Annotated in this window: 25 protein-coding genes; 15 read left to right on the plus strand and 10 right to left on the minus strand. The window is 46.9% G+C overall.

Annotated features, from left to right (window positions below; genetic code table 11):
- Positions 1-43 precede the first annotated feature (43 nt).
- Together gcvPA and gcvPB are read left to right on the plus strand one after the other, a co-directional pair.
- Complete coding sequence (gcvPA, locus tag RS891_RS29790) at positions 44-1,447, plus strand: aminomethyl-transferring glycine dehydrogenase subunit GcvPA (protein ID WP_315793925.1); 1,404 nt, start codon at positions 44-46, stop codon at positions 1,445-1,447.
- Between the two features lie 27 nt (positions 1,448-1,474).
- Positions 1,475-3,043, plus strand: a complete 1,569-nt coding sequence (gcvPB, locus tag RS891_RS29795; RefSeq protein ID WP_315793926.1) for an aminomethyl-transferring glycine dehydrogenase subunit GcvPB — start codon at positions 1,475-1,477, stop codon at positions 3,041-3,043.
- A gap of 202 nt (positions 3,044-3,245) precedes the next feature.
- Here gcvPB and cidR read toward each other — a convergent pair whose 3' ends face one another.
- Entirely contained in the window at positions 3,246-4,130 is an 885-nt protein-coding gene (gene cidR / locus RS891_RS29800; protein ID WP_113053049.1) for a cidABC operon transcriptional activator CidR, read from the minus strand.
- A gap of 157 nt (positions 4,131-4,287) precedes the next feature.
- On the opposite strand from cidR, the gene RS891_RS29805 reads away from it, so the two are divergent.
- The 3 genes from RS891_RS29805 (at position 4,288) to RS891_RS29815 (ending at position 5,960) form a co-directional block, all read left to right on the plus strand.
- The gene (locus RS891_RS29805; RefSeq protein ID WP_113053050.1) at positions 4,288-4,659 is read left to right on the plus strand and encodes a CidA/LrgA family protein; all 372 of its coding nucleotides are present in this window, start codon (positions 4,288-4,290) and stop codon (positions 4,657-4,659) included.
- Positions 4,656-5,336 carry a CidB/LrgB family autolysis modulator gene (locus RS891_RS29810; protein WP_053782695.1) on the plus strand — a complete coding sequence of 227 codons (681 nt, stop codon included), beginning with the start codon at positions 4,656-4,658 and terminating at the stop codon, positions 5,334-5,336. Before RS891_RS29805 ends, RS891_RS29810 begins: the two co-directional genes overlap by 4 nt.
- A 105-nt stretch (positions 5,337-5,441) precedes the next feature.
- The gene (locus tag RS891_RS29815) at positions 5,442-5,960 is read left to right on the plus strand and encodes an AbrB/MazE/SpoVT family DNA-binding domain-containing protein (protein ID WP_315793927.1); all 519 of its coding nucleotides are present in this window, start codon (positions 5,442-5,444) and stop codon (positions 5,958-5,960) included.
- Positions 5,961-6,138: 178 nt separating this feature from the next.
- On the opposite strand, the gene RS891_RS29820 is transcribed toward RS891_RS29815, so the two are convergent.
- The gene (locus RS891_RS29820; protein WP_315793928.1) at positions 6,139-6,525 is read right to left on the minus strand and encodes a DoxX family protein; all 387 of its coding nucleotides are present in this window, start codon (positions 6,523-6,525) and stop codon (positions 6,139-6,141) included.
- A gap of 420 nt (positions 6,526-6,945) precedes the next feature.
- On the opposite strand from RS891_RS29820, the gene RS891_RS29825 reads away from it, so the two are divergent.
- Positions 6,946-7,233 carry a winged helix-turn-helix transcriptional regulator gene (locus RS891_RS29825; RefSeq protein ID WP_062321783.1) on the plus strand — a complete coding sequence of 96 codons (288 nt, stop codon included), beginning with the start codon at positions 6,946-6,948 and terminating at the stop codon, positions 7,231-7,233.
- Positions 7,234-7,350: 117 nt separating this feature from the next.
- On the opposite strand, the gene RS891_RS29830 is transcribed toward RS891_RS29825, so the two are convergent.
- The 5 genes from RS891_RS29830 to RS891_RS29850 form a co-directional block, all read right to left on the minus strand.
- Positions 7,351-8,355 (minus strand): Gfo/Idh/MocA family protein, encoded by a 1,005-nt coding sequence (locus tag RS891_RS29830; protein WP_315793929.1) that lies wholly within the window; start codon positions 8,353-8,355, stop codon positions 7,351-7,353.
- Between the two features lie 68 nt (positions 8,356-8,423).
- Positions 8,424-10,082, minus strand: coding sequence for a glycerol-3-phosphate dehydrogenase/oxidase (locus RS891_RS29835; protein WP_315793930.1), 1,659 nt, complete (start codon positions 10,080-10,082; stop codon positions 8,424-8,426).
- 391 nt (positions 10,083-10,473) lie between these two features.
- A complete protein-coding gene (glpK, locus tag RS891_RS29840; protein WP_315793931.1) occupies positions 10,474-11,961 on the minus strand; it encodes a glycerol kinase GlpK in 1,488 nt (495 codons plus the stop codon).
- 23 nt (positions 11,962-11,984) lie between these two features.
- On the minus strand, positions 11,985-12,563 hold the full coding sequence (locus RS891_RS29845; RefSeq protein WP_063567339.1) for a glycerol-3-phosphate responsive antiterminator: 579 nt from the start codon (positions 12,561-12,563) through the stop codon (positions 11,985-11,987).
- Positions 12,564-12,802: 239 nt separating this feature from the next.
- Positions 12,803-13,570, minus strand: coding sequence for a GTP cyclohydrolase II (locus RS891_RS29850; RefSeq protein ID WP_315793932.1), 768 nt, complete (start codon positions 13,568-13,570; stop codon positions 12,803-12,805).
- 322 nt (positions 13,571-13,892) lie between these two features.
- Between RS891_RS29850 and RS891_RS29855 the strand changes: the two genes are divergently transcribed.
- The 4 genes from RS891_RS29855 (at position 13,893) to gntK (ending at position 18,876) form a co-directional block, all read left to right on the plus strand.
- Positions 13,893-15,167 carry an ABC transporter substrate-binding protein gene (locus tag RS891_RS29855; RefSeq protein WP_064641745.1) on the plus strand — a complete coding sequence of 425 codons (1,275 nt, stop codon included), beginning with the start codon at positions 13,893-13,895 and terminating at the stop codon, positions 15,165-15,167.
- A gap of 129 nt (positions 15,168-15,296) precedes the next feature.
- Positions 15,297-16,163, plus strand: a complete 867-nt coding sequence (locus RS891_RS29860) for a carbohydrate ABC transporter permease (RefSeq protein WP_064642040.1) — start codon at positions 15,297-15,299, stop codon at positions 16,161-16,163.
- Positions 16,164-16,184: 21 nt separating this feature from the next.
- The gene (locus tag RS891_RS29865; protein WP_064641744.1) at positions 16,185-17,012 is read left to right on the plus strand and encodes a carbohydrate ABC transporter permease; all 828 of its coding nucleotides are present in this window, start codon (positions 16,185-16,187) and stop codon (positions 17,010-17,012) included.
- 313 nt (positions 17,013-17,325) lie between these two features.
- The gene (gene gntK / locus RS891_RS29870; RefSeq protein ID WP_315793933.1) at positions 17,326-18,876 is read left to right on the plus strand and encodes a gluconokinase; all 1,551 of its coding nucleotides are present in this window, start codon (positions 17,326-17,328) and stop codon (positions 18,874-18,876) included.
- Positions 18,877-19,421: 545 nt separating this feature from the next.
- Here gntK and RS891_RS29875 read toward each other — a convergent pair.
- Positions 19,422-19,814 carry a nuclear transport factor 2 family protein gene (locus RS891_RS29875; RefSeq protein ID WP_315793934.1) on the minus strand — a complete coding sequence of 131 codons (393 nt, stop codon included), beginning with the start codon at positions 19,812-19,814 and terminating at the stop codon, positions 19,422-19,424.
- Between the two features lie 73 nt (positions 19,815-19,887).
- Here RS891_RS29875 and RS891_RS29880 point away from each other — a divergent pair, with 73 nt between their 5' ends.
- Entirely contained in the window at positions 19,888-20,295 is a 408-nt protein-coding gene (locus tag RS891_RS29880) for an ArsR/SmtB family transcription factor (RefSeq protein WP_397386873.1), read from the plus strand.
- 62 nt (positions 20,296-20,357) lie between these two features.
- A complete protein-coding gene (locus RS891_RS29885) occupies positions 20,358-21,173 on the plus strand; it encodes a hypothetical protein (protein WP_315793935.1) in 816 nt (271 codons plus the stop codon).
- Between the two features lie 240 nt (positions 21,174-21,413).
- Here the strand turns inward: RS891_RS29885 and RS891_RS29890 are convergent, their stop codons facing one another.
- Together RS891_RS29890 and RS891_RS29895 are read right to left on the minus strand one after the other, a co-directional pair.
- The gene (locus RS891_RS29890; RefSeq protein ID WP_315793936.1) at positions 21,414-23,738 is read right to left on the minus strand and encodes an ABC transporter permease; all 2,325 of its coding nucleotides are present in this window, start codon (positions 23,736-23,738) and stop codon (positions 21,414-21,416) included.
- Positions 23,738-24,442 carry an ABC transporter ATP-binding protein gene (locus RS891_RS29895; RefSeq protein WP_315793937.1) on the minus strand — a complete coding sequence of 235 codons (705 nt, stop codon included), beginning with the start codon at positions 24,440-24,442 and terminating at the stop codon, positions 23,738-23,740. Before RS891_RS29895 ends, RS891_RS29890 begins: the two co-directional genes overlap by 1 nt.
- A 250-nt stretch (positions 24,443-24,692) precedes the next feature.
- On the opposite strand from RS891_RS29895, the gene RS891_RS29900 reads away from it, so the two are divergent.
- The 3 genes from RS891_RS29900 to RS891_RS29910 all read left to right on the plus strand — a co-directional run bounded on the left by RS891_RS29900 (position 24,693) and on the right by RS891_RS29910 (position 26,635).
- The gene (locus RS891_RS29900) at positions 24,693-25,079 is read left to right on the plus strand and encodes a GntR family transcriptional regulator (RefSeq protein WP_064641739.1); all 387 of its coding nucleotides are present in this window, start codon (positions 24,693-24,695) and stop codon (positions 25,077-25,079) included.
- A gap of 34 nt (positions 25,080-25,113) precedes the next feature.
- A complete protein-coding gene (locus RS891_RS29905; RefSeq protein WP_315793938.1) occupies positions 25,114-25,956 on the plus strand; it encodes an ATP-binding cassette domain-containing protein in 843 nt (280 codons plus the stop codon).
- A 61-nt stretch (positions 25,957-26,017) separates the two neighbouring features.
- Positions 26,018-26,635, plus strand: a complete 618-nt coding sequence (locus tag RS891_RS29910) for a hypothetical protein (protein WP_315793939.1) — start codon at positions 26,018-26,020, stop codon at positions 26,633-26,635.
- Positions 26,636-26,663: the final 28 nt, after the last annotated feature.

The raw sequence follows: 26,663 nt of genomic DNA on the forward strand, positions 1-26,663 counted from the left end.
ATAAGAACTACCTTTTCCCAACATATGAACGGAGGCGTTAATTGTGGCTGAAAAAAACAGAACATATGCCCATCCCTATATTCCAAATACCGCTCCGGAGGTCCGGGACGCGATGCTTAAAGAAATCGGTCTCACGTCTATGGAGCAGCTCCACGACGCGATTCCTGACAGCCTGAAGCTGAAGCGGGAGATGGACCTTCCGCCAGCCATGAACGAGTACGAACTGCGCCGACATATTGACGGACTGTTATCGAAGAACAAGCACAGTGGAGATTATCTTAATTTTCTGGGTGCAGGATGCTGGCAGCATTTCATCCCAGCAATATGCGATGAGATTAATCAGCGTTCTGAATTTGTGACAGCTTATGCCGGAGAGCCTTACGAGGACCATGGTCGGTTCCAGGCGCTTTTCGAGTATCAGAGCCTGCTAGCCGAGCTGGTGGACATGGATGTCGTGAATGTTCCAACCTTTGACTGGGCTCAGGCGGCTTCCACCGCGATTCGGATGGCAGGGCGTATTACAGGGCGCAAAATCGTGCTTCTCCCGCGTTCCGTAGACCCGGATAAGGCGGCAATTATTCGCAATTACTGTACTCCAGTTATGGATATTCAGTATGTTGATATCGATCAGGTAACAGGACGAATGGATCTGGATGATCTGCGCAGCAAATTAAGCGACGATATCGCGGCGATTTATTTTGAAAATCCCGGTTACCTTGGAATCATTGAGGATCAGGGTGCTGAGATATCCGAACTGGCACATAAGATCAATGCTGTTTCTATTGTAGGTGCTGATCCGATTTCACTTGGAGTTCTGGAGCCTCCGGGTCGTTACGGCGCGGATATCATATGTGGAGATCTACAGCCGCTGGGGATGCATATGAATTTTGGCGGCGGGCAGGCTGGCTTTATTGCAACACGTGATGAGGAAAAATACGTAATGGAATACCCTTCCCGGTTATTTGGCATCGTGCCCACCGAAGTGGAAGGCGAATACGGCTTCGGAGACGTTGCCTATGAACGTACCTCATTCGCTCTTCGGGAGAAAGGCAAGGAATCGGTAGGAACCCAGACCGCTTTATGGGGCATTACCGCAGGAGTATATCTGGCTCTCCTAGGTCCTGCCGGAATGCAGGAAGTTGGCAGCACCATTATCCAGAAATCGCACTACGCTGCAAAACAGATATCACGAATTCCAGGGGTGTCTCTTCGCTTCGAAAAAGGCACCTTTTTCAAAGAGTTTGTTGTTGATTTTAATGATACAGGTCTAAGCGTTGATGAGATCAACCAGAAATTAATGGAGACAGGAATTTTCGGTGGTAAGGATCTGTCATTATCCTACCCATCATGGGGTCAATGTGCACTGTACTGCGTCACGGAAACGCATACCCAGGCGGATATAGACCGACTCGTCGATACTCTTCGTTCCATTGTCAGCACATCATAATGATCATATAGAGGAGGACTGAATGCCATGAAACGGATTCGCAGAGATCATAAGGTTCGTAATTTTCACCAAGCGAAATGGGATGAGCCCGTTATCTTTGAACTTCACCGGCCCGGAGAGCGGGGCGTCGTTCCACCGGGAACGGAAGTGGCTGTAGCGGCTGAAGCAGGCTCCGCAGAAGACAACATACCGGCATCCATGTGGCGGCGCACTGTTCCCGCTTTGCCCGAAATCGGGCAGGCAAAGGTACTGCGGCATTATCTGAGATTATCCCAGGAAACGCTGGGATCAGATATGAACGTGGAGATCGGGCAGGGAACCTGCACGATGAAATATATTCCCCGGATTAACGAAATGCTTATCCGCAATCCGCGTATGACCGAGCTTCATCCGCTGCAGGATGTGGATTCTGTTCAGGGGATGCTGGAAATCTTCCACAATCTCGATCTGGCAATGCGAGAGATTTCGGGTATGGATGCGTTCTCTTTTCAGCCAAGCAGTGGAACCCAGGCACTTCTGGCGATGGCCTCCATCGTCCGTGCCTATCATGATTCTCGCGGTGAAGGTGAACAACGTGATGAAATCATTACCACGATTTTCTCTCATCCTTCGCAAGCAGCCACAGCTGCCGTTAAGGGATATAAGATTATTACGTTGCATCCCGACGAAGATGGATTCCCAGATCTTGAGAAACTGAAGAGTGTTGTTTCCGAGCGGACAGCCGGATTTGTTGTGGCTAACCCGGAGGACACAGGCATCTACAATCATCGTATCCGCGAATTTACGGATGTGGTGCACGAAGCCGGTGGTGTCTGCTATTATGATCAGGCTAACGCCAATGGCCTGCTCGGGATTACACGAGCGAAGGAAGCGGGTTTTGATATGTGCTTTTTCAATCTTCACAAAACCTTTGCTGCGCCCCATATGTGCGGCGGTCCTGCTACGGGCGCCCTCGGAGTGACGGAAGAATTGAAAAATTTCATGCCCGGCCCTTTGGTGGATAAGGAAGATGACGGGCGTTATATTTTAAGAGATCAAACAGAAGTCAGCATCGGTAAGGTACGGAGTTTTCACGGTGTAGCCCAAACAGTACTCCGCTCCTACGCCTGGATAATGAGTCTCGGACCGGATGGCCTGAAGGATGTTGCCCAGGTGGCGGTGCTGAATAACAACTATCTATATCATAAAATTGTTCAAATACGTGGAGCGAGTGCCCCATATGTTCAAGGACGCCGTTTGGAACAGGTCCGCTACAGCTGGAAACAGCTCACGGATGAGACCGGAGTGACGACGGAGGATATTACGCGAAGAATGTGTGATTTTGGCTTGCATTACTGGACCTCTCATCATCCATATATTGTTCCGCAGCCGTTCACACTGGAGCCAACGGAATCCTATTCCAAGGAGGATCTCGACGAATATATCCATGCGCTGGAACATATCTCGAATGAAGCCTATACTCAGCCAGATATCGTCAAATCAGCTCCGCATAACAGCACGGTGCATCGCAATGACGAATCCTCTTTGGACGACCCGAAACAATGGTGTATTACCTGGCGTGCATATTTGAAAAAAACACAGCCAGAGCTTCACTAGCTTCATTAGCTTGTACGCTGTATGTAGCTGCCCTTATTGTTCATATAGAGGAACATAAATATTACTCGTTTTATAAATAGACAGAAAAGCAACGACCCTCAACACGTGTTGAGGGTGTTTTTATTATGGTTCTAAAGCTTTTACTGGAGTTAAGATAGATAACAATCTCTCCCGTTCCTCTTCCCCGTTTACACTGATTTTCTTATTCACTCAGCATGGACTGTGTGAAACTGATCCATTCCCGGGTTGCGAAGGACAAATATCGATCCTTCCGCCAGATCATGCCGAGCTGCCATGGAATTACAGGTTCCATCACGGGTATAATGCGCACACGCATATGATCCACCTCACGGCAAATCGTCTCTGGCAGCAACGCCACACCCAGATTGGCCGCTACCATCGCACTGAGCAGATCCCACTGGGAGCTTTCATACACTACCCGAGGCTGGAATCCCACATGCTGACAGGCGGCGATAATTCGGTCATGCAGCGCAAAATCCTCCCGGAACAGCACAAATGCATCATGCTCCAGTTCGCGCAGCGCGACAGACTCTTTACCCGCAAGTGGGTGCGAAGGATGTACGAGCAGATTCAGCTTCTCTTTTACAAAAACAAAATGATCCACCAGTTCATCCACCGTTGGAAGAACGGCAACACCAATATCCAATTCACCGCTAATCACGTCGGCCTCCACTTTTTTCGCACCATCCTCGAACAGTTGAATGGTCACCTGAGGGTAAGCTTTATGAAATTCACCAATAATCATCGGGAAAAAGCTGGACCCTACCATCGGGGGCAAACCGATCCGCAAGTGTCCTTTCTTCAGATTCATCAGATCGTCCAGCTCGGACGATAAGCTGCGGAATGACTTTTCAATCTCCAGCGCCTGCCGGAAAAAGACATGCCCTGCATCCGTCAACGCGACCTTCTTGCCATAACGATCCAATAGGGTTACACCCAGTTCGTCTTCCAGGCTTTTAACCGTTTTGCTAATCGTCGGTTGTGTAATGAACAGCACTTCCGCTGCTTTGGTGAAGCTTTGCTGCCGAGCAACTTCCAGAAAATATTGCAAATGGCGGATATCCATCGTCTGATCCCCATCTCTCATAGATAAGTGGAATGATAAACATTCTTAATATGCATTTTACTCATGAAAGAATGCGATGTAAAATTTGTGATATCAAGTGAATCATTTTCATAAACAACTCAAAATCATCACGTTCATTATACAAGGAGGGATTGAAGTGAAGAAATGGGGCCTTGGCATTTTGCAAGTTGCGCTCTTGATGGCCTTTTCACTGCTCATGGACCAGATGGCCCGTGCTCTCCATCTACCTGTACCAGGTTCTATACTCGGCATGATCGTGCTGTTCATCTTGCTTCAGACCCGGGTCGTGAAGCTGCGCTGGATTGAAATTGGAGCTGCCTGGCTGCTCGGTGAACTATTGCTGTTTTTCATCCCGTCAGCCGTTGGCATTATGAACTACATGCCCATGCTGGAGCAAGACGGACTGCAAATTCTGTTTATTGTTCTGCTTAGCACATTTCTGGTCATGGCCTGTACGGGCCTTGTTGCCACCCGAATCGCCAAACGAAAGGAGCGTCACACCGGATGATTGGATTCCTCTGTCTCTTGTTAACCGTCGGTATTTACTGGGTCGCCAAACGCATGTATCGCAACCTGCCCAAAGTGTATCTGTCTCCGCTGCTCATTACGCCACTTCTTGTCGTCGGTGTGCTGCTCGCAACAGGCACGGATTACGCAGCATACAGCAGTGGTGGTAAATGGCTAAGTTTGCTGCTTCAACCGGCAACGGTAGCCTTTGCTATTCCGCTCTATACTTTCTTCCATGTACTCAAAAAACATATTTCCGAGATCGTCTTCAGCGTTATGACAGGCTCCGTGGTAGCGGTCCTCTCTTCTGCACTGCTCGCCAAATGGTTGCGCCTGGACTCCGGACTCATTCACAGTCTGATTCCCAGATCAATCACGACCCCAATTGCGATGAATGTATCGGCTACCATTGGAGGCATTCCGGCGGTTACGGCGGTTTTTGTCATCATGACCGGTTTGTTGGGAGCAATTATGGGGCCATCCATTGTGAAAATGCTGCGTATCGATGGCGAGATTGCACGTGGAACGCTGCTTGGAACCGGTGCCCACGGAACAGGCACATCCAAGGCATTTGAGCTCAGTTCACTGACGGGAACCATCTCCAGTATCTCCATGGTACTGGCTGCATTGTTCACATTAGCGGTTGCACCCATACTATCTAAACTTATTTTCCCATAATAGATGGAATTAACCCTATTTCTTGAAATATTATTGTTGTATTAAAGCCCTTTCTTCCTTACAATAAGGACAGGTTTTAATTGTGAATATTGCGGGGGAGATGCGATGAAAAGAACCGGAATGAAGAGATCTCTGGACCGCCTTGGACGAATTGTCCTTCCCAAAGAAATGCGGGATACGATGGAAATCCATATCGGCGATCCGCTCGAGTTTTTCATTGAAGGGAAAGAGTTGATTTTGAGAAAGTATAAATCAACGTTGTGTGTGTTTTGCGGTGATGTGGATACGGAAATGTATTTCAAAGAGCAATTCATCTGCCGGACTTGTGCAATTCAATTAAAACACCCGGATGACACTCCCGAATGGTTCGTTCCTCAGAACAAACAGGCTCCTGCACCCGTGGAGCGTCCTGCTACCGAATCCGCTACAGTCTCGTCTCCCACTTGGGAAGAAGGGGCTACAGCTGCCAACCAAGAGTATCCGGACCTGCGGCCGAAGACGGCACGCATGCTACAACAGATGAAGGAAATTGTTGAACAGAATCCCGGTTTGGCTCAACAGCAAATTGCGGAAAAGCTTGGCATTAGCCAAGGACGCGTCTCCCAACTTAAAAAACTACTATAATAAGATTTTATTCGATTATTTATAATCAGGAGACCTTCCGTTTCAAGAAGTCCCGTTGCAAGAGAACCCTTTGAACTCCGTGGGTTCTTCTTTTTTTTGAGTTAAATTATTAAAAAAGACGACTACCGCTTAATCACAGTGGTCATCTTTTTCAATATCTTCACTTCAAGGCTTACCCTTAGACCTGCACGAGCTCTATCTCCAATTCTTCTGCTTCCAGTTTACGCATACCCATGATAAGAACGACAATGTTGGCAACCAGTAACACCGCCGGGAAAGGAACAGCTGCATATTGCCCATAAATCAGATGACTCCCCACAGCCCCAATCAGAATGAACGTCAGTACTCCCGAAGCTAGAATACGAGTTCGTGGAATCAATAGACCTACCGCACTGAGCAGCTCTACTGTACCAATGAGATACATTGTCCATGTAGGATAGGAGAAACCTTCAAAAGTCTGCACCATCATCTCAGCTCCACTAACCTTGTTAAACCCTGCCATTACAAATACACCTGCAAGCACAACCAACGCAATATATCCCAAAATTCTTATGCCTTTGTTCATATGTATAATCCTCCTGAAAATGAATGTCCATATCCATCTGTTTTATAAAAAAGCAATCTATGTAAAAGTTACAACGTAACTCTATTTTTAATATGGGCAGTTTGCACTGCGAAAATGGTACGTGCTGATATTATGCATATTAATAATCATTAACTTACTTTTATGAAGCGAGTATATAATAATAACATTATTTATTCAAGTAATTTTTTGACGAATAGTGTATAATACATACAAAAGGTATGTTACAGTACATTTTGTAGTAACATGTTGACTTCATTGTCCCTTACTCTGGTCAGAGCGGCAGAAAGCCACGCACTTTTATATATACGAGGAAATCCATCAATACTTACTTGAATCGAGGTGAACACGTTGAAGCTGAGAAAAGTAAAATCACCAAGTCCCTGTCTCATTACGCAAGCCATGGATATCATCGGCAAGAAATGGGTACTGCTCATCATGTACCAACTGTTATCCGGACCCAAACGATTCACAGAACTGGAAGCAGAAATGGCGATTAGCGGTCGGTTGTTATCCGAACGTCTGAAGGAAATGGAAATGGAAGGCATCGTAACCCGCCATATGTATCCTGAAATTCCGCCTCGCGTAGAGTATGAATTGACACCCAAAGGCAGAGCTATTGAACCCGTCATTAATCAGATTTACAACTGGTCCTCAGACTGGTTGAAACAGCAGCAGTCTACTAAGTAGCCAGATTCTGATTCATGTACAACACAAAGACGCCTGAATTGAACTGATCTTCGGATCAGTTCAGATTCAGGCGTCTTTTTTACGGGTTTATATTTCTTGAATTAAGTTATAAAAGGATTAATGCGAGAGGTGTTTGGATGGCTGAAGCTGTACCGGTAAGCCGGAATCTGCCGAAACTAGTGCCGCCGTTGTAATTTCCTGCGTACGGCAGGCATCCGCATAGTCAGACAAAATCCGTGAACGATCTCCGGTACGAAGGGCGTGAATGAACGCTTCATTTTCCCGCTCATACGGGTTATGCCCTGCCGGAATCTCCAGACCTGCCATCGCATGAGGGGCAGCACTCGGCAGAAGAAGACGTTCAGGTGTCCAGTCCCAGACCCCCGCATCCGTGTAGAACTGGAGCCCTGCACCGCCCTCACCATCTGGCAGCAGGCAGGTGTTGGCAATGCTTGCGATCGCTCCACTCTCCAGCTTAAGCGTTACATTCGCCACATCAGCTACCGTGACATGTTCATGCTTTTCATGCATACTGCGTTGGGCCGCTACAGCGTATACCTCTGTCACTTCACCAGCACAATACCGCAGCAAATCCACAATATGGGTCGTCTGTTCCACAAACTGTCCCCCGGAGCCTTCCTGGCGACGCCACCAAGCGACTCCTGGCATTCCGCCCATCCAGCGCCCAAGCGCCATGCCGACGGTCTGCTCTTTCATCGCTTCTTTCAGTACCTGTGCAGCCTCCTGATAACGGAAATGATAACCTACCGATGTCAATAATCCGGACTTCTGAACCTGATCCAGCACCTGATGGGGAATATCCATGCCTGTACTCAGCGGTTTCTCCACCAGGAACGGGATACCCCGACGAATCAATTCAGCTTCAATCGATCCATGAGACATGGGAGGAACACAGATATAGACTGCATCCAGCTTTTCACCATCCAACATATGTTCAAGTTCACCGTAGCCAACAGCATCATAGACGGAAGCCATAGCCTCTGCCTTCTCCAGCGTTGTTCCGCAGACAGCTGCTACACGAACGCCTTCCATTCGCGCCAGAATATCTGCATGTAACTTGCTGAACCAACCTGTTCCAATGATTCCGATCTGTAAAGTCATAGATGTAAACCCCTCTCCTTGTTACACGCTTACATGTTCCATTCGACCCCCAGATGCGAAATCCTGCATTAAATTTTGCCCGATGCTTCCATGAGCAACTGATCCAGTTCATTCGCAAACCGAATCGCTTGCTCCTCCCGCCAATCCAGGCGTTCAGCCATATACTGAATAACCACAGCCTTATACTTACGGACTTCATCAATGCGGAAAAACAGGTCTCCGGTGCGTCTCACAAAAAAGTCTGCCGGTGTCAGAGCCATCTCCTCTTCTATGGCATAACGCAGCATTAGCAGCAGCTCCTGCGGCATGCCATGCAGCTCGGCCTTTGCCCGGGGATCAGGCATCCGCTCGTACAGTGCGTCCACATTGGAACCATATATTCGGGCTAATCGTTCCGCAGCAGATCTGTCGAGTCCAAGTGCGACGCCATCCTTAATCTTGCGTTCAGCATACGCACCAAATCCGGCAGAACCGCCAACATCGCCTCCGGAGATCGGCATCTTTTTCGTTATACATGGTCCAACAGGTACCCCCGTCTCCTGCTCCAATTGGCGAGCAGCGAGATCAACAACCATCTCGGCCATTTTGCGGTACCCGGTTAATTTCCCCCCGGCAATTGTAATCAACCCCGAAGGGGCTACCCAGACTTCATCCTTGCGCGAAATTTCGGAGGGTCCTTTGCCTTCCTCATGAATCAATGGACGCACACCTGCCCAACCGGACTCCACGTCCTCGTCACGAATCCGAACGCCTGGGAACATGCCGTTGATGGCATCGATGACATAATCCCGGTCTGCCTCGGAGATTAACGGGTGTGCGGGATCATCTTCGAAGACGGTATCTGTGGTTCCTACATAAGTTTTGCCATCCCTTGGTACAGCAAAGACCATTCGTCCATCCGGTGTATCAAAATATACAGCCTGCCTTAACGGGAAACGCGTACCGTCAAATACCAGATGAATACCTTTCGTCATCTGCAACGTTTTTCCTTGGCGCGAACCATCGATCTTGCGCAGCTCATCCACCCATGGACCGGAAGCATTAACCACCTTGGTTGCCCGCAGATCATAAGATTGACCGCTGATCTGGTCCACAGCCTGAATTCCGGTGATGACCCCATTCTCCTTCAGGAATGCTGCTGCCTTCACATAGTTCACAGCCAGTGCACCGCGCTGCACCGCTTCCTTCATCACTTCAATGGTAAGCCGGGCATCGTCCGTTCGGTATTCCACATAACGTCCACCACCCAGCAGTCCTTCCTTGCGCAGCAAAGGCTCACTGTCTGAGACGGCTCCGGCATTTAACATTTGGCGTCGTTCACTACGCTTCACTCCGGCAAGCCGGTCGTAAACCATCAGACCAATGGATGTGCTGAAACGGCCAAAGGTACCCGCCGTATAGATGGGGAGAAGCATCGGTTCAGGTGTCGTCACATGTGGCCCATTCTCGTACACCACCGCTCGCTCCCGTCCCACCTCAGCCACCATTTTCACTTCAAACTGCTTCAGATACCGTAGCCCGCCATGCACCAGTTTCGTCGAACGACTGGAAGTGCCTGCCGCAAAATCCTGCATTTCCACCAGTGCTGTCTTCAATCCGCGGGAAGCAGCATCCAGCGCAATCCCGGCTCCCGTGATTCCTCCACCAATAATCAATATGTCAAAATGTGCATTCGCCATCCGATCCAGATATTCCGTACGCTTTTCTGCCGAGAACGATGTTGTCATCCTGATTCCTCCCATTGATTACCTGTGTTTTACCCACAAAAGCACAAAAAAAAGACCACGTCATTCGCTTCAGCAATTGCTGAGCGGCACGTGGTCTCTCCCGATCTCCAGACATCATTTTTTAACTTGTGACTTAATCCTATCACACATTTAAGGCGGCGTGAAGGCCTGAAATGACACATTATTCAAAAAAATTTCAAAAAGTTGTTCTGCCTACGGATGGAATTTCAAACTGATCCACTAATCATTTATTTTTCCTTATAGTGGGTACATGTTTTCTCTTATCCAGGAAAATAAACCCTGTAAGTTATGCATCATTTTCCACCAATAAATATCATTTATTGTAGAACTTTATCGAAAAAGTACAAATGCCCATTTAAATATAATCCACTCATTTGAAAACCATCGCAGCCTTCACTGCACGTTGCCACCCTGCATACAGTTCTGTACGCTCTTCTTCAGCCATAGCCGGTTGGAAGACACGCTCCGTATTCTCGTGATCCGCCAATTCATCCGCGCTATTCCAATAACCTACTGCAAGTCCTGCCAGATAAGCCGCACCTAATGCTGTCGTTTCGTTTACATTGGGACGCTCCACAGGGATATTCAGAATATCACTCTGGAATTGCATCAGAAAATCATTGGCCGCTGCTCCCCCATCTACGCGCAAGGCATTCACCGGAATACCTGAATCGGATTCCATCGCCTCCAGTACATCCTTGGTCTGATACGCCAGTGCTTCCAGGGTTGCACGAATAAAGTGTTCTTTGGTGGTTCCTCGCGTCAAACCAAACACCGCTCCCTTAACCTCACTGTCCCAGTAAGGGCTGCCCAGACCCACAAATGCAGGCACCATATAAACACCATCTGTAGAGGATACACGTGCCGCATAGTCCTCACTGTCTTTTGAGGAACGAAGCATCCGTAAGCCATCACGCAACCACTGTACCGCCGAACCTGCGACAAAAATACTGCCTTCCAATGCATATTCGATCTTGCCATTAATGCCCCATGCAATAGTTGTAATCAAGCCATGGTTGGACTGTACGGGTTGTTCTCCGGTATTCATAAGCATGAAACATCCGGTGCCGTATGTATTTTTCATGCTCCCCTTCGTATAACAGCCCTGACCGAATAATGCCGACTGCTGATCTCCTGCTGCTCCGGCAATCGGAATCTGATGACCGAAGAAATGGTAGTCAACCGTATGTGCGTACACTTCAGATGAACCGCGTACTTCAGGCAGCATCGCTTTGGGAATATCCAGGATATGCAGCAATTCATCATCCCATTGCAGATCATAGATGTTGTACATTAATGTGCGGGAAGCATTAGATACATCGGTGACATGAGTACCACCGCTCAGTTTCCAGATCAGCCAACTGTCGATCGTCCCAAACAGAAGTTCACCCTTCTCTGCACGCTCCCGGGCACCAGGCACATGATCGAGAATCCACTTCACCTTGGTTCCCGAGAAATAAGGGTCAATGAGTAAGCCCGTTTTGCGATGAAAAAGGTCACCCAGTCCCTTCGTTTTCAGATCATCACAAATATCAGCCGTTTGTCTGGACTGCCAGACTACTGCATTATAGATGGGCCGGCCCGTTTCTTTGTCCCATACCACAACCGTTTCCCGCTGGTTCGTAATGCCAATGCCGGCAATCTGGACCGGTTTGATTCCACTTTCGGCCAGACATGAAGTCATCACTGCCAGAATGGAGCTCCAAATTTCATTGGCGTTCTGCTCCACCCAGCCCGGCTTGGGAAAGTACTGCGGAAATTCCTGCTGTGCAATATGCACAATCTCACCGCTCCGGTTAAACAGAATAGCCCGGGAGCTCGTCGTCCCCTGATCTAGGGCCAATATATATTTTTCCATACAGACAACCTCCTGTTGTGGGATTACTGCTTATATTCTGTATGCGATTTCTTGTAGTGCCGAATCAGGTCCACGTTGGAAGTGGTTACTGCGGTAGCTCCGGCTTCCAGCGCCAGTTCAACCTCTTCCGTTGAGCGAATCAACCCACCTGCAATAATGGGTATACCTGTCCGTATGGATACTTCTGCAATAATATGCGGGATCACACCGGGCAGTACTTCAATATAATCCGGTTGGGTCTTGGACAGCAAAAGATAACTTTTCTCCAGCGCATTTGTATCCAGCAGAAAGACACGCTGAATGGCTGTAATCCCCTTCTGTTTCGCCTTCTGAATTACACTGGCTCGCGTCGAAATCAGCCCAGCTGGACGAATATGCTGACATAAATACTCTGCCGCATATTCATCGTTCTTCAGCCCCTGCACCAGATCGGCATGCAGTACTATTTTCTTGCCACGTCGCCGTGCTTCTTCCAGCAGACTATGAAGCTGCGCAATATGCGTATCCAGCATAACCCCATAGGTGTAAGGGCCTTCAATCATTGCTTCAAACTGCTTCATGCTCTTGGCAGCCGGTAACACATACTGTCCCTCAAATGGCACCTTCGTTCCTCCCGCATAAATCAGATGCCTTTATTGTATAGTTCGTATGGTATGAACGGCAAGCAAAGTCAGGACCGTCAGATCAATTCTTGGTGTAATACGGGACCGTTCCATTTTCTAAACTCAAAAAAGCTGTTCATGTATAGCCCAGAAGGAGCATACACAAACAGCTTAAATTGTCCTGTTTATTGGACAGTATAGCAAACAGGTTTTTATCCAAAATCATATTGATCAACCTTTTAGGCTTGGGCATGCGGAAGCAAGGTGTCTTTGCCAGCCCATGCATCATTTTCTGCCAAGTGACCGGAACGGCTCACTTTGGTCTGCAAATATTTTTCGTTGAAGGACGAGCGATCTCCCCACAGTGGCACACGTCCACCCACATTCAGTCCAGCTTCCTGCAAAGCAGCAAGCTTGCGTGGATTGTTGGTGATCAATGTAACGGGAGCTGTACGAAGTGCCCGCAATACGGCAATGGCATCATCATAATTACGAGCATCGTCTGAAAACCCAAGTTGCAGGTTGGCGTCAACGGTATCCAGACCTTCCTCTTGCAGCAGGTATGCCATCGCTTTGCTGAACAGACCGATGCCACGGCCCTCATGGTTCGCCAGATAGAAGAGTGCGCCTGCTCCATGGGCAGCAATCATCTTCATCGATTGCTCCAGTTGGAAGCCGCAGTCACAACGTTTGCTACCAAAAATGTCGCCTGTATGACAGATGCTGTGCATCCGAATCAGCGCTTCCTGTGCTTCGGCAAACTCACCGTACACCAATACGCTGGATTGCTGACGTTCGGCCAGTTCGGCAGTAGCAAGAGATTCAATCAGCTCGCGGCTTTCCATGGCTTTCTCCGATTTCATCCAGCTGTACCACTGGAAGGTATGTGTCTCTCCATCAAGATTCACCGGAAGTTTAATCGGCCCTACAAGATAAATGAATTCTTTTCCACTCGGAAAAGTCTGAATTTTGGGGGCAAGCAGTTGAATAATATGTGAATTAATCATTAGTAATTTCCTCCTGTTAAGCCATCTTGGTTATGAATTGATTCGCATCCAGACGGAAAATGGATCACTGGATTGCATATCATACGTATCTATATTATTGTCATCATCATTAGTTACTTTATGTAAGCAAGTTTAGAATAAAAATTATGTTGTGTCAAGTAACTTTTGTTTTTAAAGTAACTAATAAATTTATGATACGTAACCGACACAAATTTGTGTTTCATTTCAGGAATATTGGGTATGAGTTTATAAACTGCTCATACACTTATGTTGTAGTCCATCGCACTTCATGCCTCGAACTTAACGATGAGGGGGTTATCACATGATCCGCCGGAAAAGAACATGCTGGACAGCCATTCTGCTAGTCTGTGTCATGCTGGTGAGCGGATGCTCCATATGGCCGGGACAGAACGATTCATCGAGCAACAAAAAGGTAGCGCTTACATTGTGGTACTGGAACCGTTCCATCGATGATAAGCTGATTGCCAAGGCCAAGGAAAAGTTCCCCAATATTGAACTGACCGCCCAGAAAATCGGTGGTGATTTCAAGGCAAAACTCAAAACGACACTCGCTGCGCGCTCAGGTGAGCCGGACATTGTCGCATTGAACGATTGGATCATGGAGCTCTTTCCCAGCGAGGACCGTTTCTATAATCTGTATGATCTCGGCGCAGGTGACGTCGAAGACCAATATCTGGATTGGAAATGGAAGCAAGGCGTTACACCGGATGGACAAATGATCGGTTTCCCTATGGATACAGGACCGACAGCCCTCTTCTACCGTGCAGATCTATTTAAAGAGGCCGGATTGCCTTCCGAGCCTGAAGAAGTGGCTCATCAGATCAACAACTGGGATGCCTATTCTGCTGCAGGAGAAAAGATTAAGGAAAAGTTCGGAGGCAAAGTATTTCTAACCGACAATATTGGAACCGTTTACAATCAAGTGTTATCGCAAGGAACCGAACGGTATTTCCGTCCTGACGGCTCGTTTATCGGTATGGATTCTCCACTCGTCAAGCAGAGCTGGGATACCGCCGTATCCTTCAAGCAAAAAGGGCTGCTCGCTAATGCAGACGGCTGGACGCCGGGCTGGAACGCAGCGATGAATAATGGTGAGATTGCTTCCTTTGTGGGAGCTGTCTGGATGAAGCAAGTACTGCAGGAAGCCGCGCCGGATACATCTGGCAAGTGGCGAGTCACTCGCGCTCCTGGTGGAGATGGCAATAACGGTGGATCATTCCTGTCCATTTTGAAGTCAAGCAAACACCCAAAAGAAGCGTTCGAGGTCATCCAGTGGCTGCAAAGCCCGGATAACCAGCTTGAACAATATAAGACGTTGAACCTGTTTCCTTCGGCACCTGGTGTGTTTGATACACCGGCGATGAAAGAAGAAGAACCCTTCTTCGGCGGACAGGCAACAGGACCTGTATTTGCCGAATCGGCACAGCATGTGCCCGAGGCTTTCTTTGGCGAACGGTACCCTTCGGTGCACAACATCATTACTCGGCGGCTGAATGATATCGCGAAGCAAAATGCCAATCCGGAGCAGGTATGGCCCGATACGGTTCAACGTGTTGAGCGGGAGTTACAGCGTTAATTCAGACACTCTTATGAGATGGCAATCCGCAAAGGAGGAATTCATATGGCTGTAACCGAACCTCGCCTCACTCCGGATCCGGGGAAGGCAAGTCCGGATTTGGATCGGCAGAAATCACTCTTGTCCCGGATGTGGGAACATCGTGCACTCTATGTGGCGATCTCCCCGTTTTACATTCTGTTTGCCGTGTTTGGGCTGTTTCCGATTGCATTTTCCTTATATCTGGCCTTCCACAAGTGGGATGGCATTGGTGTAATGACCTATAACGGACTAAACAATTTTAAATATATGCTGACCGATGCTGAATTCTGGCAAGCCGTGGGCAATACATTCATGATCTGGATTTACGCTACCATTCCGATGTTGTTCTTTGCACTGATCATTGCGTTTCTACTGCATGCCCCTTTTGTGAAGTTCCGTACGCTGTTTCGCGTGGGATATTTCCTGCCGAACGTGACGTCCATCGTGGCCGTGGCCATTATCTTCGGTGCCTTGTTTGCCAACAATTATGGCTTCCTCAACTATCTGCTACAGTCCGTCGGACTTCCCGTGGTGGAATGGCTGGACGCACCCTGGGGTATTAAAGTGGCAATCTCCTCCATGGTCGTCTGGCGCTGGACAGGATACAACGCAGTTATCTATCTGGCCGGACTTCAGAGCATCCCGCAGACATTGTACGAGGCTGCCAAGATTGACGGTGCATCCGGAATACAGTCCTTTTTCCGAATTACGATTCCAATGCTGCGTCCCGTCATTCTGTTCACTGTGATCACATCAACGATCGGCGGCATGCAACTGTTCACCGAACCTCAAATTCTCGTGGGTAACGATGGCGGTACAGGTGCAGCCGGGATGACGATTGTATTGTACCTTTACCGAGAATCGTTTATAAACAACTATTTTGGTTACGGTGCTGCGGTTGGTTGGGGCATGTTCCTCATTATCGCCCTGTTCTCGATTGTGAACTGGAAGCTCGTTCAAGGCAAGTCATCCTGATGTGACAAGGGGGGAGCGCTCATGACGTCCAAATCTCTCAAATCGTTGGTGCTGTATACCGGTCTTATCGGGGGCATGCTCATTTCCATGTTCCCGTTCTATTGGCTGATTGTAATGTCCACCCGGACGACGTCCGAAATTTATACATTCCCACCCAGACTCTGGTTTGGGAGCGAGCTATGGAATAATGTCAGTCGAGTACTACAGCAGATTGACTTCTGGGGCGCATTCATGAATACGTTGTTTGTGTCGGGCTTGGTAACGGTACTGGTGCTGTTTTTTGACTCATTGGCGGGGTTTGCGTTTGCGAAGTTTGAATTCCCGGGCAAAAAATGGCTCTTCGTCCTGCTGCTCGCCACCATGATGGTGCCTTCCCAGCTGTCGCTGGTCCCTTCCTTCGTGCTGATGGCGACATTCGGATGGGTTGGTTCCTTCAAAGCCCTCATTATTCCGGGCATGGTGAACGCCTTCGGGATCTTCTGGATTCGCCAATACGCCACGGAGTCGATACCGAATGACCTGCTGGATGCCGGGCGAATCGATGGCTGTAATTTTTTCCGGCTCTATTGGAATGTGGCGCTACCCATTCTGCGGCCTGCGTTTGCTTTCCTCGGTGCGTTTACGTTTATTGGCGTATGGAATGATTATCTCTGGCCCCTGATCGTCTTGACGGATGCACGAAAGTATACACTGCAGATTGCGTTGTCTCAATTAAACGGACTGTACAATACGGATTACGCAATGGTTATCGCGGGTACATTGCTGGCTGTTATTCCACTGATCGTAATGTTCCTGTTCATCAGCCGTCAGTTTATTTCGGATATTGCTGCAGGAGCTGTAAAGGATTAGGGATAGCGCATTTTGATCCATCCCTCAAGTCTGATATTCTTATCTATAGATAAATACCAGATGCCATATAAGTTGGATGAATAGCGCCACGTGGGCGGAGGGGACAGAAAGGGCCTGAAGAAATGAAGTTAAAAGCTTTCCAGAGGAAAGCTACTTCGGAAGCATATGCTTCGCATTTATAACCAAATTTCTCCTTTTGAAGAGGAGATAAAGAAATTTGGGGATAACAGCGATCGGAAGGCTTTCTGTACCCGGAGTGTTAACGTGTAACAGCATTCATTCACTTATATATTCAAGAAAGAGGGATGACAAAATGGCTTCTTCACCCTATATGATCGGCGTAGATATCGGCACCACCTCCACGAAGGCCGTCCTGTTTGAAGAGAACGGAACCATCGTGGCTCAAGGCGGTGCCGATTACCCGCTGTATACTCCTACTCCTGCGATTGCAGAGCAGGATGCAGAAGATATTTTCAAAGCCGTCGTAGAATCAGTTAAACAAGCGACCTCCAAAGCGGGCATCAAACCGGATGAAATCCTGTTTGTATCGTTCAGTTCGGCCATGCACAGCATTCTGCCTGTCGATCAACACGGCAAACCGCTGATGCGGGCCATGACTTGGGCAGATAATCGCAGTGCCGAGTGGACCGAAGTACTCAAATCGGAGATGAATGGTCACGAAATCTATCTGAGAACAGGTACGCCGATTCATCCGATGTCCCCTCTCACCAAGATCATGTGGCTCACCCGGGATCAACCGGAACTGTTCCAACAGACGCACAAATTCATATCCATGAAAGAATATGTCTTCTATAAATTATTTTCTGAATACGTCATTGATCACTCCATGGCCTCCGCCACCGGACTCATGAATCTGGAGAAACTCGACTGGGACGAGGAAGCTCTCCATGTCGCAGGCATCACTCCGGATCATCTGTCCCGCCTTGTGCCGACGACACATGTACTTAAGAAAGGTTTGAATCCTGAGTACGCCAAGGAGATGGGTATTGCGGATTCGACGCCATTTGTCATCGGGGCAAGTGACGGCGTGCTCTCCAATCTGGGTGTTAACGCCATTGACCCAGGCGTTGTAGCGGTTACCATCGGGACCAGCGGAGCGATTCGTACCGTCGTGGACAAGCCGGTCACGGATCCGAAAGGGCGTTTCTTCTGCTATGCGCTCACGGAGGATGCGTGGGTGATTGGCGGTCCGGTCAACAATGGCGGGGTGATATTCCGTTGGATTCGGGATGAGTTTGCTGCATCCGAGGTAGAAACAGCGAAACGACTCGGCATTGATCCGTATGAAGTATTGACCCGTGTCGCCGAAAATGTACCTCCAGGTTCGGAAGGCCTGCTGTTCCATCCGTACATGACGGGTGAGCGGGCCCCACTCTGGAATCCGAATGCACGTGGTTCATTCTTCGGCCTGACGCTGCATCATAAGAAGGAGCATATGATTCGCGCTGCTCTCGAAGGTGTCTTGTTCAACTTGTACACCGTCATGCTGGCGATTGAAGAGAAAATCGGGCGTCCCAAAAAGATTCAGGCGACTGGCGGCTTCGCCCGCTCTGAGCTGTGGCGACAGATGATGGCTGATATTTTTGACCAGGATGTCATCATTCCTGAAAGTATCGAAAGCTCCTGCCTTGGGGCAGCAGTGTTAGGGCTTTATGCTCTTGGGCGCATCGATTCCCTCAGCGCCGTCTCCGGCATGATTGGATCGACCCATCGTCATCAGCCAGACCCGGATAGCGTTCGCATCTATCGCGAACTGCTGCCGATCTTCATCCGCATCTCCCGCAAGTTTGAAGAGGAGTATGCCGATATCGCTGCTTTTCAGAATAAAACGATGCAGAAGTAAGTGAATTGGATGGTGTATGAGTAGACAAGTGGACCAGTTCATCACAGACCGCGCCTCCCTTCTGCCAAACGCCATAAGCTAACGAACCGTGCACACCTTATTAGAGGTTTAGAGCTTGTTTTAGTGTTCTAACGAACTTCAGCCACCTAATATCAGCTGATGCAGCATATATCTGCCTATAATTTGAAAATACAGGGCAATAGGGTGCCCGGGATTCGTTAAAAACATGATTATGCCGAATACCCTCCAATAGCGTGTGTGAGGTTCGTTGGAAGTCGCCGTTCACCCTATCCATTCTAGGATGGCCGCTGGGGGCTGCGCCCGGTTCGGAATAACATATGACATCCCGATAATCAGTCTGATGCATATTCATGAAGGCCGTCCCCGAGTGCAACGGGGAACGGCCTTTTTCATGCGGGCTTTTTTCACAAAATATAATAAGCCTGATCCACGTTACGCCTCAACACCCTTCACATACGGGCATAACAAAACTCCACCGCATAAAGCTGCTGTGGAGTTATAGGATGTCTGTAGACACCTGAAATTTACTGGTTATATTTGCTGAATGCATCCTTATCCGCCTGCACATTTTCCAGATATACAATCTGCCCCGCCTCATTCACACGAGCGATATCGATGCCTGTTTTGGCATATACCGTTCCGTCTACCGCTTGTCCGCATACCGCCCAGTTCGTTTGATAGCTGCCGTCCGGTTGAAGCTTCCACTCGTCCCACATATGTTTTACATCGCTATTGTATTCATAGAAAGCTTGCATAAAACCATCAAATCCGGTTCTGCTGGTGCCATTCAGCACAATCTCTGCATCCGGTGTAAACAGGGACAACAGATCCTGCATCGCACGTTTGTCTGTACGGGAAGCGTCAAATAAACGGAAATAGTTGTTTAACATTGTTGTAGTGCTTGTTGTGCTCATCATTATTCCTCCTAGAAGTATTGCCATCCGATTCTATATTTTATAGTTCGAAAAATTTCAAACTAAATGAGATGAAATGTACCACATTTTATGTCCCCAGAACAACCCTCAGTTCGAAAATAATCAAACATTGAAAGAGCTTGTCGAATATGCTACCGTCATAGATATGAAAACTCCAACGATACCTATGGCTTCGGAATTGAATCTGACCACGGTTTGCAACGCACTCGGTGATCCGGTACGGATGAAAATTGCACACTGTCTGGCCAGCTCTGGCGAGAAAAACTGTTCCGCCTTCGAAGTAGACCATATTTCCAAATCAACGTTGTCTCATCACATCAAAATCTTACGTGAAGCAGGCCTTATCCGACCTCGCATTGAAGGCAAACAGCACTTTTATTCTCTGCGAAAAGAAGACTTGAACTCCCGTTTTCCCGGTCTTGTTGAACTGATTCTGAATACAACCAAGGAATATGTACATTAAGGAAAACGAAGCTTAATCATGCGATCCATCATCTTATCGATTGTATAAAGGAGGTTGATTTCTTGGATAAAAAAGCAGCAAAAATTCTGCTAGGCACCTTTTGGGGAAGCGGCGGCTGGAAAACAATATCTGCTCCCTTCTCAGGGGATGACTTTGAATATGCCAAAAGCAGAGGGGTCATGTTCGATCCACTGACCATTACCCATGATGAGATCGTCGCGCGTTTGCATGAGATTCATCAGGACAACTCCATCAAGCGACGGGTAGTATCAGCATTTTTACACAGTTTATCTACCAAAAAAGGTTATCTGCGCAGCGCCCTTTCCAGCTGGGCTTTAACATTGCAGCTGCCTTTGCATACCTATGAGGAACGCCGAGCACTGCATGCCAACACCAGCTCCTGTGGGGATTGTAACTTCCTGCGCCTGCAATCGGACAAGACGTACACGGACGTCGATCTGAACGTATTGAACTTTGAACGGGTGAAATGGGGTGGAGTCCGCCACAACAACCTGTTATACTGCCTGATGGATCTGGATCTACTGCTGGCTAGCAAGGAAGCCATCTATGAAGTGACTGACGCAGACATCGCTATACTTGTGAGCATGCTTGAAGCAGCACAAACCTGCGAGCCTCACGACAGCGCACGCGGGTTGGAGAAACGCTGGAAAGGCTTGTTTCCTTCGAGCAAACAGGAACGCGACGCCATCCTCGAAATCTGGGGGGCATCCGGTCTGCTTGTGCCGCAGGATACGCCACGAAAAAGCAGAGGCGGGTACAGCGACTTCCACTTTGCTGCAACCTGGCAGGGCGATGACGGTTATAGCGCAGATGCGGCGATTTCCCTCTTTGGCTCCTATCTGCCCCAGAAACTCTAACCCCTTAACCAGCCCAGCTCTAGATCTGTTTAAGCCGGTTATATGAATAACAAACAAATACTTAGGTGGATATAGTAAAAAACACTACAGCTCGAAGGCTTGCAGTGTTTCACCAAAAATTTACCTTTGATTTTCCAATAGGCATCAAGACATATTTGAAGAACGACTTACTATGTGTGAAATCAAATCACAATTGTCGTTTTTATATAATTGGCAATAATTCACTCTTTACCGCCCGATTTATTCTAAACTTTTTAACGATTCAATCATATTAATTCGGGAAACCTTTCTCCGAAGCATCAAGTTAGAGAGCGTGGTAAGCAAAAATGCAATCATGATTGAAATTAGCATAACAAATATATTTATCTGATCTGGGATTTGTTGATGGGTACTCGACAGCGCCTCAATGATAATGGAATACATGTATACACTGATCGGCAGTGCTATAATGACCGCAAAGGTGGTGAGTATCATGTTTTCAGAGAAGATAAGTCTATTTATTTTAAATTTTTGATAACCCAATACCTTAAGAGTAGCCAGCTCGCGATTTCTTTCATAAATGTTGATGGAGGATATGGTGTAGATGGCGCCAAACGAAAGAATAACAGCACTAATGATAAACATGATAAAGATAAAACTATTCTGCTTCATAATAAATTGTGCAGATTTTTTCAAATCATCCTTGTCCGCGATTGTATCTACCAGATTGTCTTGTTCGAAGAACTGTCGTACGTTAGTAAGGTCTGTGGCATTGCTAGCTTTCACTAGAATAGTGGTTGGGTTGTAGTCGATCCCAAAACTCTCCAGATACGCTATCGAGCAAAAGAAAGACGGATTGGAATACTGATTAGATATTTGTGCAACCTTCATATCGACCGTTTTATTCGCAAACGAAGGATCAGTGAATCGAATTCGGATCGTATCTCCTATCGCAACCTTATAGTGATCCGCATACGATTTGGGTACCAGCACGCCATTGTCCATAAGCGACATCGGATTGTCTTTCTCGTCGAAAAATTGAATAAGAGTGTTATCCTTCTCCATAACGGTCAACGTGGCGTTCTCATGAGCATCGCCCTTGGCGAATTCCACGGGAAAGGTCGATTGATAGTATCTGCTTTCAATCCCGGTGGGTAGCTCCACCTTCTCTAATTCTGCTCCCCTCGTGTATTCGACCTTCAAATCATAGGTATTTACCTCTTCGATCTGATCGGCCACTCTTTGCAAGGACGTTTGCGTCCCGAAAGCAGTGATCAATAACACCGTGCTCACCACAACGCCAACGGAGCTAGCTATCGCCTTTTGCTTATTAAGAAAGATGTTTCTCAAAATGAGCTTATTGCTATAGGAAATGCGTCTCCAGATTTCCGGAAGCCGTTCAATGAGTAACTTCTTCATCTTCTTGGGCGGTTTAGGCCTCATCGCCTGCGCTGCGTTTTCTCGCAGAATACCTATGCCGCTCAAGTAACAAGCTAGCATGCCGAATGCGCTAGAGAACAGGATAGGTGTAACTACCGAGAAGGGGGATAGGGAGAAGGTAATGCCCGGCAGCGAATAGGATCTAGCATTCGACGCCTCAATCATTGGAACAAATATGATTGCCGAAACGATACAACCAAGAATGGAACCTATGATCCCCACAAGCACCGGAAACCCCATGTAATGGAGCATGATGCTGCTGTTCTTCACTCCTAACGCCTTCATAATTCCTACTTGGTTCCTTTGCGAATCAATAATCCTTGACATGGTGAGGAAGAGAATGATCGCTTCGATGATAAAGAAAACCAGCGGAATAACCTTGCTCATCAATTTATTGTTATAGACTGTTTGTTGAAGCTGCGAGTAATTGAATGTTCGCTCTTTACTTATTTGACTTACATAAGAAAGTTGTTGAGACTGCGCTTCAACATTTTGGCCTAATCGGTCTATATCGTACCCTTCTTCAGCCTCAATCAAAACCTCATTATAATAAAGGTTACCTGCGATTCGAGGAATTCCCCCTTCAGCCACATATGCAAATCCCGAAGTTTTATGATCCTGGGTTTCGTTCTTTTTGGCATATTCCACATTTTCGCCCAAGCCGCTAATGGTGAATGGCACTTCCTGGTCATTGATGCTTAACTTCATTTGATCCCCGACTCTGTACTGGTGCTCCTTGGCGTAATGGGAATCAAGCAAGATTTGATCCTGGCGAGACGGAATGTTGCCCTCAATTATAGTAGGCGTATTAATGCTATTGATTTCGGGGATGGAGTGGATCTTTAAAGTTGCTTTAGTATCACCAAATGATTGCGTCGCATCAAAGGTATACCGTCCCTCCACCTTCTTTATCCCCTCAATTCCACTCAACTTCGACATATCCTGCTTGGATACTTGGTCGTAGTAAACATTTAAATCACTTAAATTATGGGTTTGAAAGTAATCCTTCGAATAAGAGCTAAGGTTATCACTTAACGTAACCAGCCCCGTGTAGAAAAAGGCCCCTATGGTGATAACCAATACAAAGGCCAGAAATTGACCGATTGATTGCTTGATATCCCTTATCAATTTTTTGAATAATTTCATCACCACTCAATCCCTTCAACGCTTTGTTTATGCTCATTGACCGTTACGCTTTCGATTCTCCCACTTTTTACTCGAATAATTTTATCCGCCATTGGCACAATTGCGGAGTTATGCGTTACCAGCACAACACATTTTTTCGTTTCCGTGTTCAAATCCTGAAGCAGTTTCAAAACGGATTTACCAGTCACATAATCTAATGCACCAGTCGGCTCATCGCAGAGTAATAACAAGGGGTTCTTTGCAACAGCACGCGCTATTGCAACTCGCTGCTGTTCTCCTCCGGAGAGCTGAGACGGGAAGTTTTTTATCCGGTTCTTTAACCCGACTTGATTTAATATCTCTTTGGCATCCAAATGGTTTTTACATACTTCAGTTGCGAATTCAACGTTCTCTAAAGCATTCAAATTGGGGATTAAGTTATAGAATTGAAAAACGAAACCTACCTTCTCGGCGCGATATCCTGTAAGTTTCTTTTCGTTGAAGCTAGTAATATCCTTATTCCCAACAGTCACTTTACCCGAGGTAGCCGTATCCATGCCACCAAGTATATTCAGAATCGTGCTTTTACCGGCTCCGCTTGCACCTAGAACAACCACGAATTCGCCCTCGTTAATGGAAAAGTCAACGCCGTTCAGCGCCTTGATCGGCACTTCACCAATTTTGTATTCTTTCGTTACGTTTCTAAATTCGATTAATGTTTTCATAAAATCTTCTCTCCCTGTTATCTATTTGTCATACTTCTGGAGTGTCCTTTGGCAAGCATATTTTTATTTATGTAAGTATGTTAGTGTATGAGTATGTTACTCATGTAGCATACTATAATTCCATTGCAAACAATTGTCAATAACTGGACTCAGTGTAAAAAAAATCATCAGTAACCCTTAAGAATGATTGTTTATTGACAAATTTTCGCATATAAGTTATGTTTTCCTGCTAGATGTGTAACAAACTACAATGCTGAGTGGTGAGGTAATGAGCGTCACTTTCGACGAAAAACAGCCAATTTTTCAACAAGTAGCAGATATCATTGAGGACGATATTCTCAACGGAACTTACCGAGAGGACGAGCAAATTCTTTCCGTTGCTCAGTTTTCTCAGCTCTTTCAAATCAATCCAGCAACTGTTGTGAAGGGAATTGGCCTGCTTGTAAATGAAGAAATATTGTACAAAAAAAGAGGCCTTGGCATGTATGTCTCGTCTGATGCCAAACAAAAGATTAAGAATAAGCGAAGAGATCGTTTTTATAAGGAATTGCTGTCCAATCTCATTTGTGAAGCTGACAAACTTGAACTGGCAACTGGGGATATCATTGAGATGATTAAACAATTAAGGAAGGAATGAATTCATTGTGAGCATCTTGGTGAGTTGCAACAATTTGAATAAGAAATATGGTCGAACCTATGCATTACGAGATCTGGATATACAGCTAGAGGAAAACGTTATTTATGGCTTGCTCGGACGAAACGGCGCAGGCAAAACAACCTTGCTAAACATCATAGCAGGTGGACTCTTCGCGAATGACGGCAGCATTGAGGTAAGAGGTAAAAAGCTGGGTAAAGGAGTCCTTCCAGAAGATTGCTGTTTCGTACGGGAGAATAACAAGCTATTTGGAGGAGCTCGATTGATTGAAATTTTGCAGTTCGCTGCAAATTTCTATCCCAATTGGGACTGGACATTAGCTCATAAGCTTCTTCAAACGTTTGAGCTTGATCCCAACAAAAAAATCAAACAGCTCTCAAGAGGCACAGAATCACTCGTAGGAAACATCATCGGTCTGTCTAGCCGATCGTCGTTGACATTATTTGACGAACCAGTGCTTGGACTTGATGTATTGATGCGGGAAAGGTTTTACAAGGAGCTTTTGGAGGATTACGCCAATCATCCCCGTACAATTTTACTTTCTACGCATTTGATCGATGAAATCGCCCCAATTGCAGAAAGAGTCTATATCATTGATGAGGGCTCTCTCCTGCTTCATGACGAGATGAATCGGATACGGATGGCAGCTTATTTGATTCGCGGAAATTCAGATGCCGTAGCTTTGTTCACAAAAGGAAAGCGAGTATTACATACAGAATCTTACGGTCACGGAAAGCTTGCCGCCATCTACGAAAAATTCAACGATGAGGATAGGCTGCAGGCCCGCAAACTAGACATAACTATTGAAAATTTGACGCTTCAGAAGTTTTTTTCGTATTTGATCGAAGGAGGTCGTTAAATTGGGTGCATTGACCGTTCATTTAAAGGCGACCTATTTGCAAATGAGGATTTATATATGGATGGTCATTATTTTAATCCTCCTTGGCAGATTGGCAGAATTTATTGTTGGCCTCTTTATAGACAGCAGTCAAAACACAGGAATCGCGGATGGCAACCTGCTGCTGCTTATTTTGCTCATTTTCGCAATTGTTCTTCCGCTCAGCTATTACAACCGCATCGTTCATTTAGGAGCAAGCCGAAAACAATATTTTTTCGGACTTCAATTCGTTTATGTCGTGTGGGCAGTGGCCATCGCTTTATTCAATTCTTTATGGTCCATGCTTGAAGTGAATGTACTCCACAAAAACACCGTAAATCTTATTGAAGCGTTTCATTGGAATGAATTTGGCCTTGTAGGCTCTTTTCTCTATCAAACCATTTTTTATTTAATGACGATGGCACTCCTAAGCATGCTGATCTCCGGCTACCACCACCTTGTTGGTTGGATGCTGTGGGTGCTATTCATTGTGGCGATTCCAACCGGAACAGCGATTCCTGCGCTACGCGCTCACGTTGTATCTTTTTTTGAAGCATTGTTATTCAACGGCTCACTACTCAAGGGTATTGGATTTAATCTTGTGCTTTTCATCGTTTTCGTGGCCGGTGGTTGGTTTTTCACAAAGGGGAGAACATACTAAACTATCTGGGTAGAAGCTTAGGTTACAA

This window comes from Paenibacillus sp. BIC5C1, assembly GCF_032399705.1.
In the GTDB taxonomy this organism is placed as follows: Bacteria; Bacillota; Bacilli; order Paenibacillales; family Paenibacillaceae; genus Paenibacillus; species Paenibacillus taichungensis_A.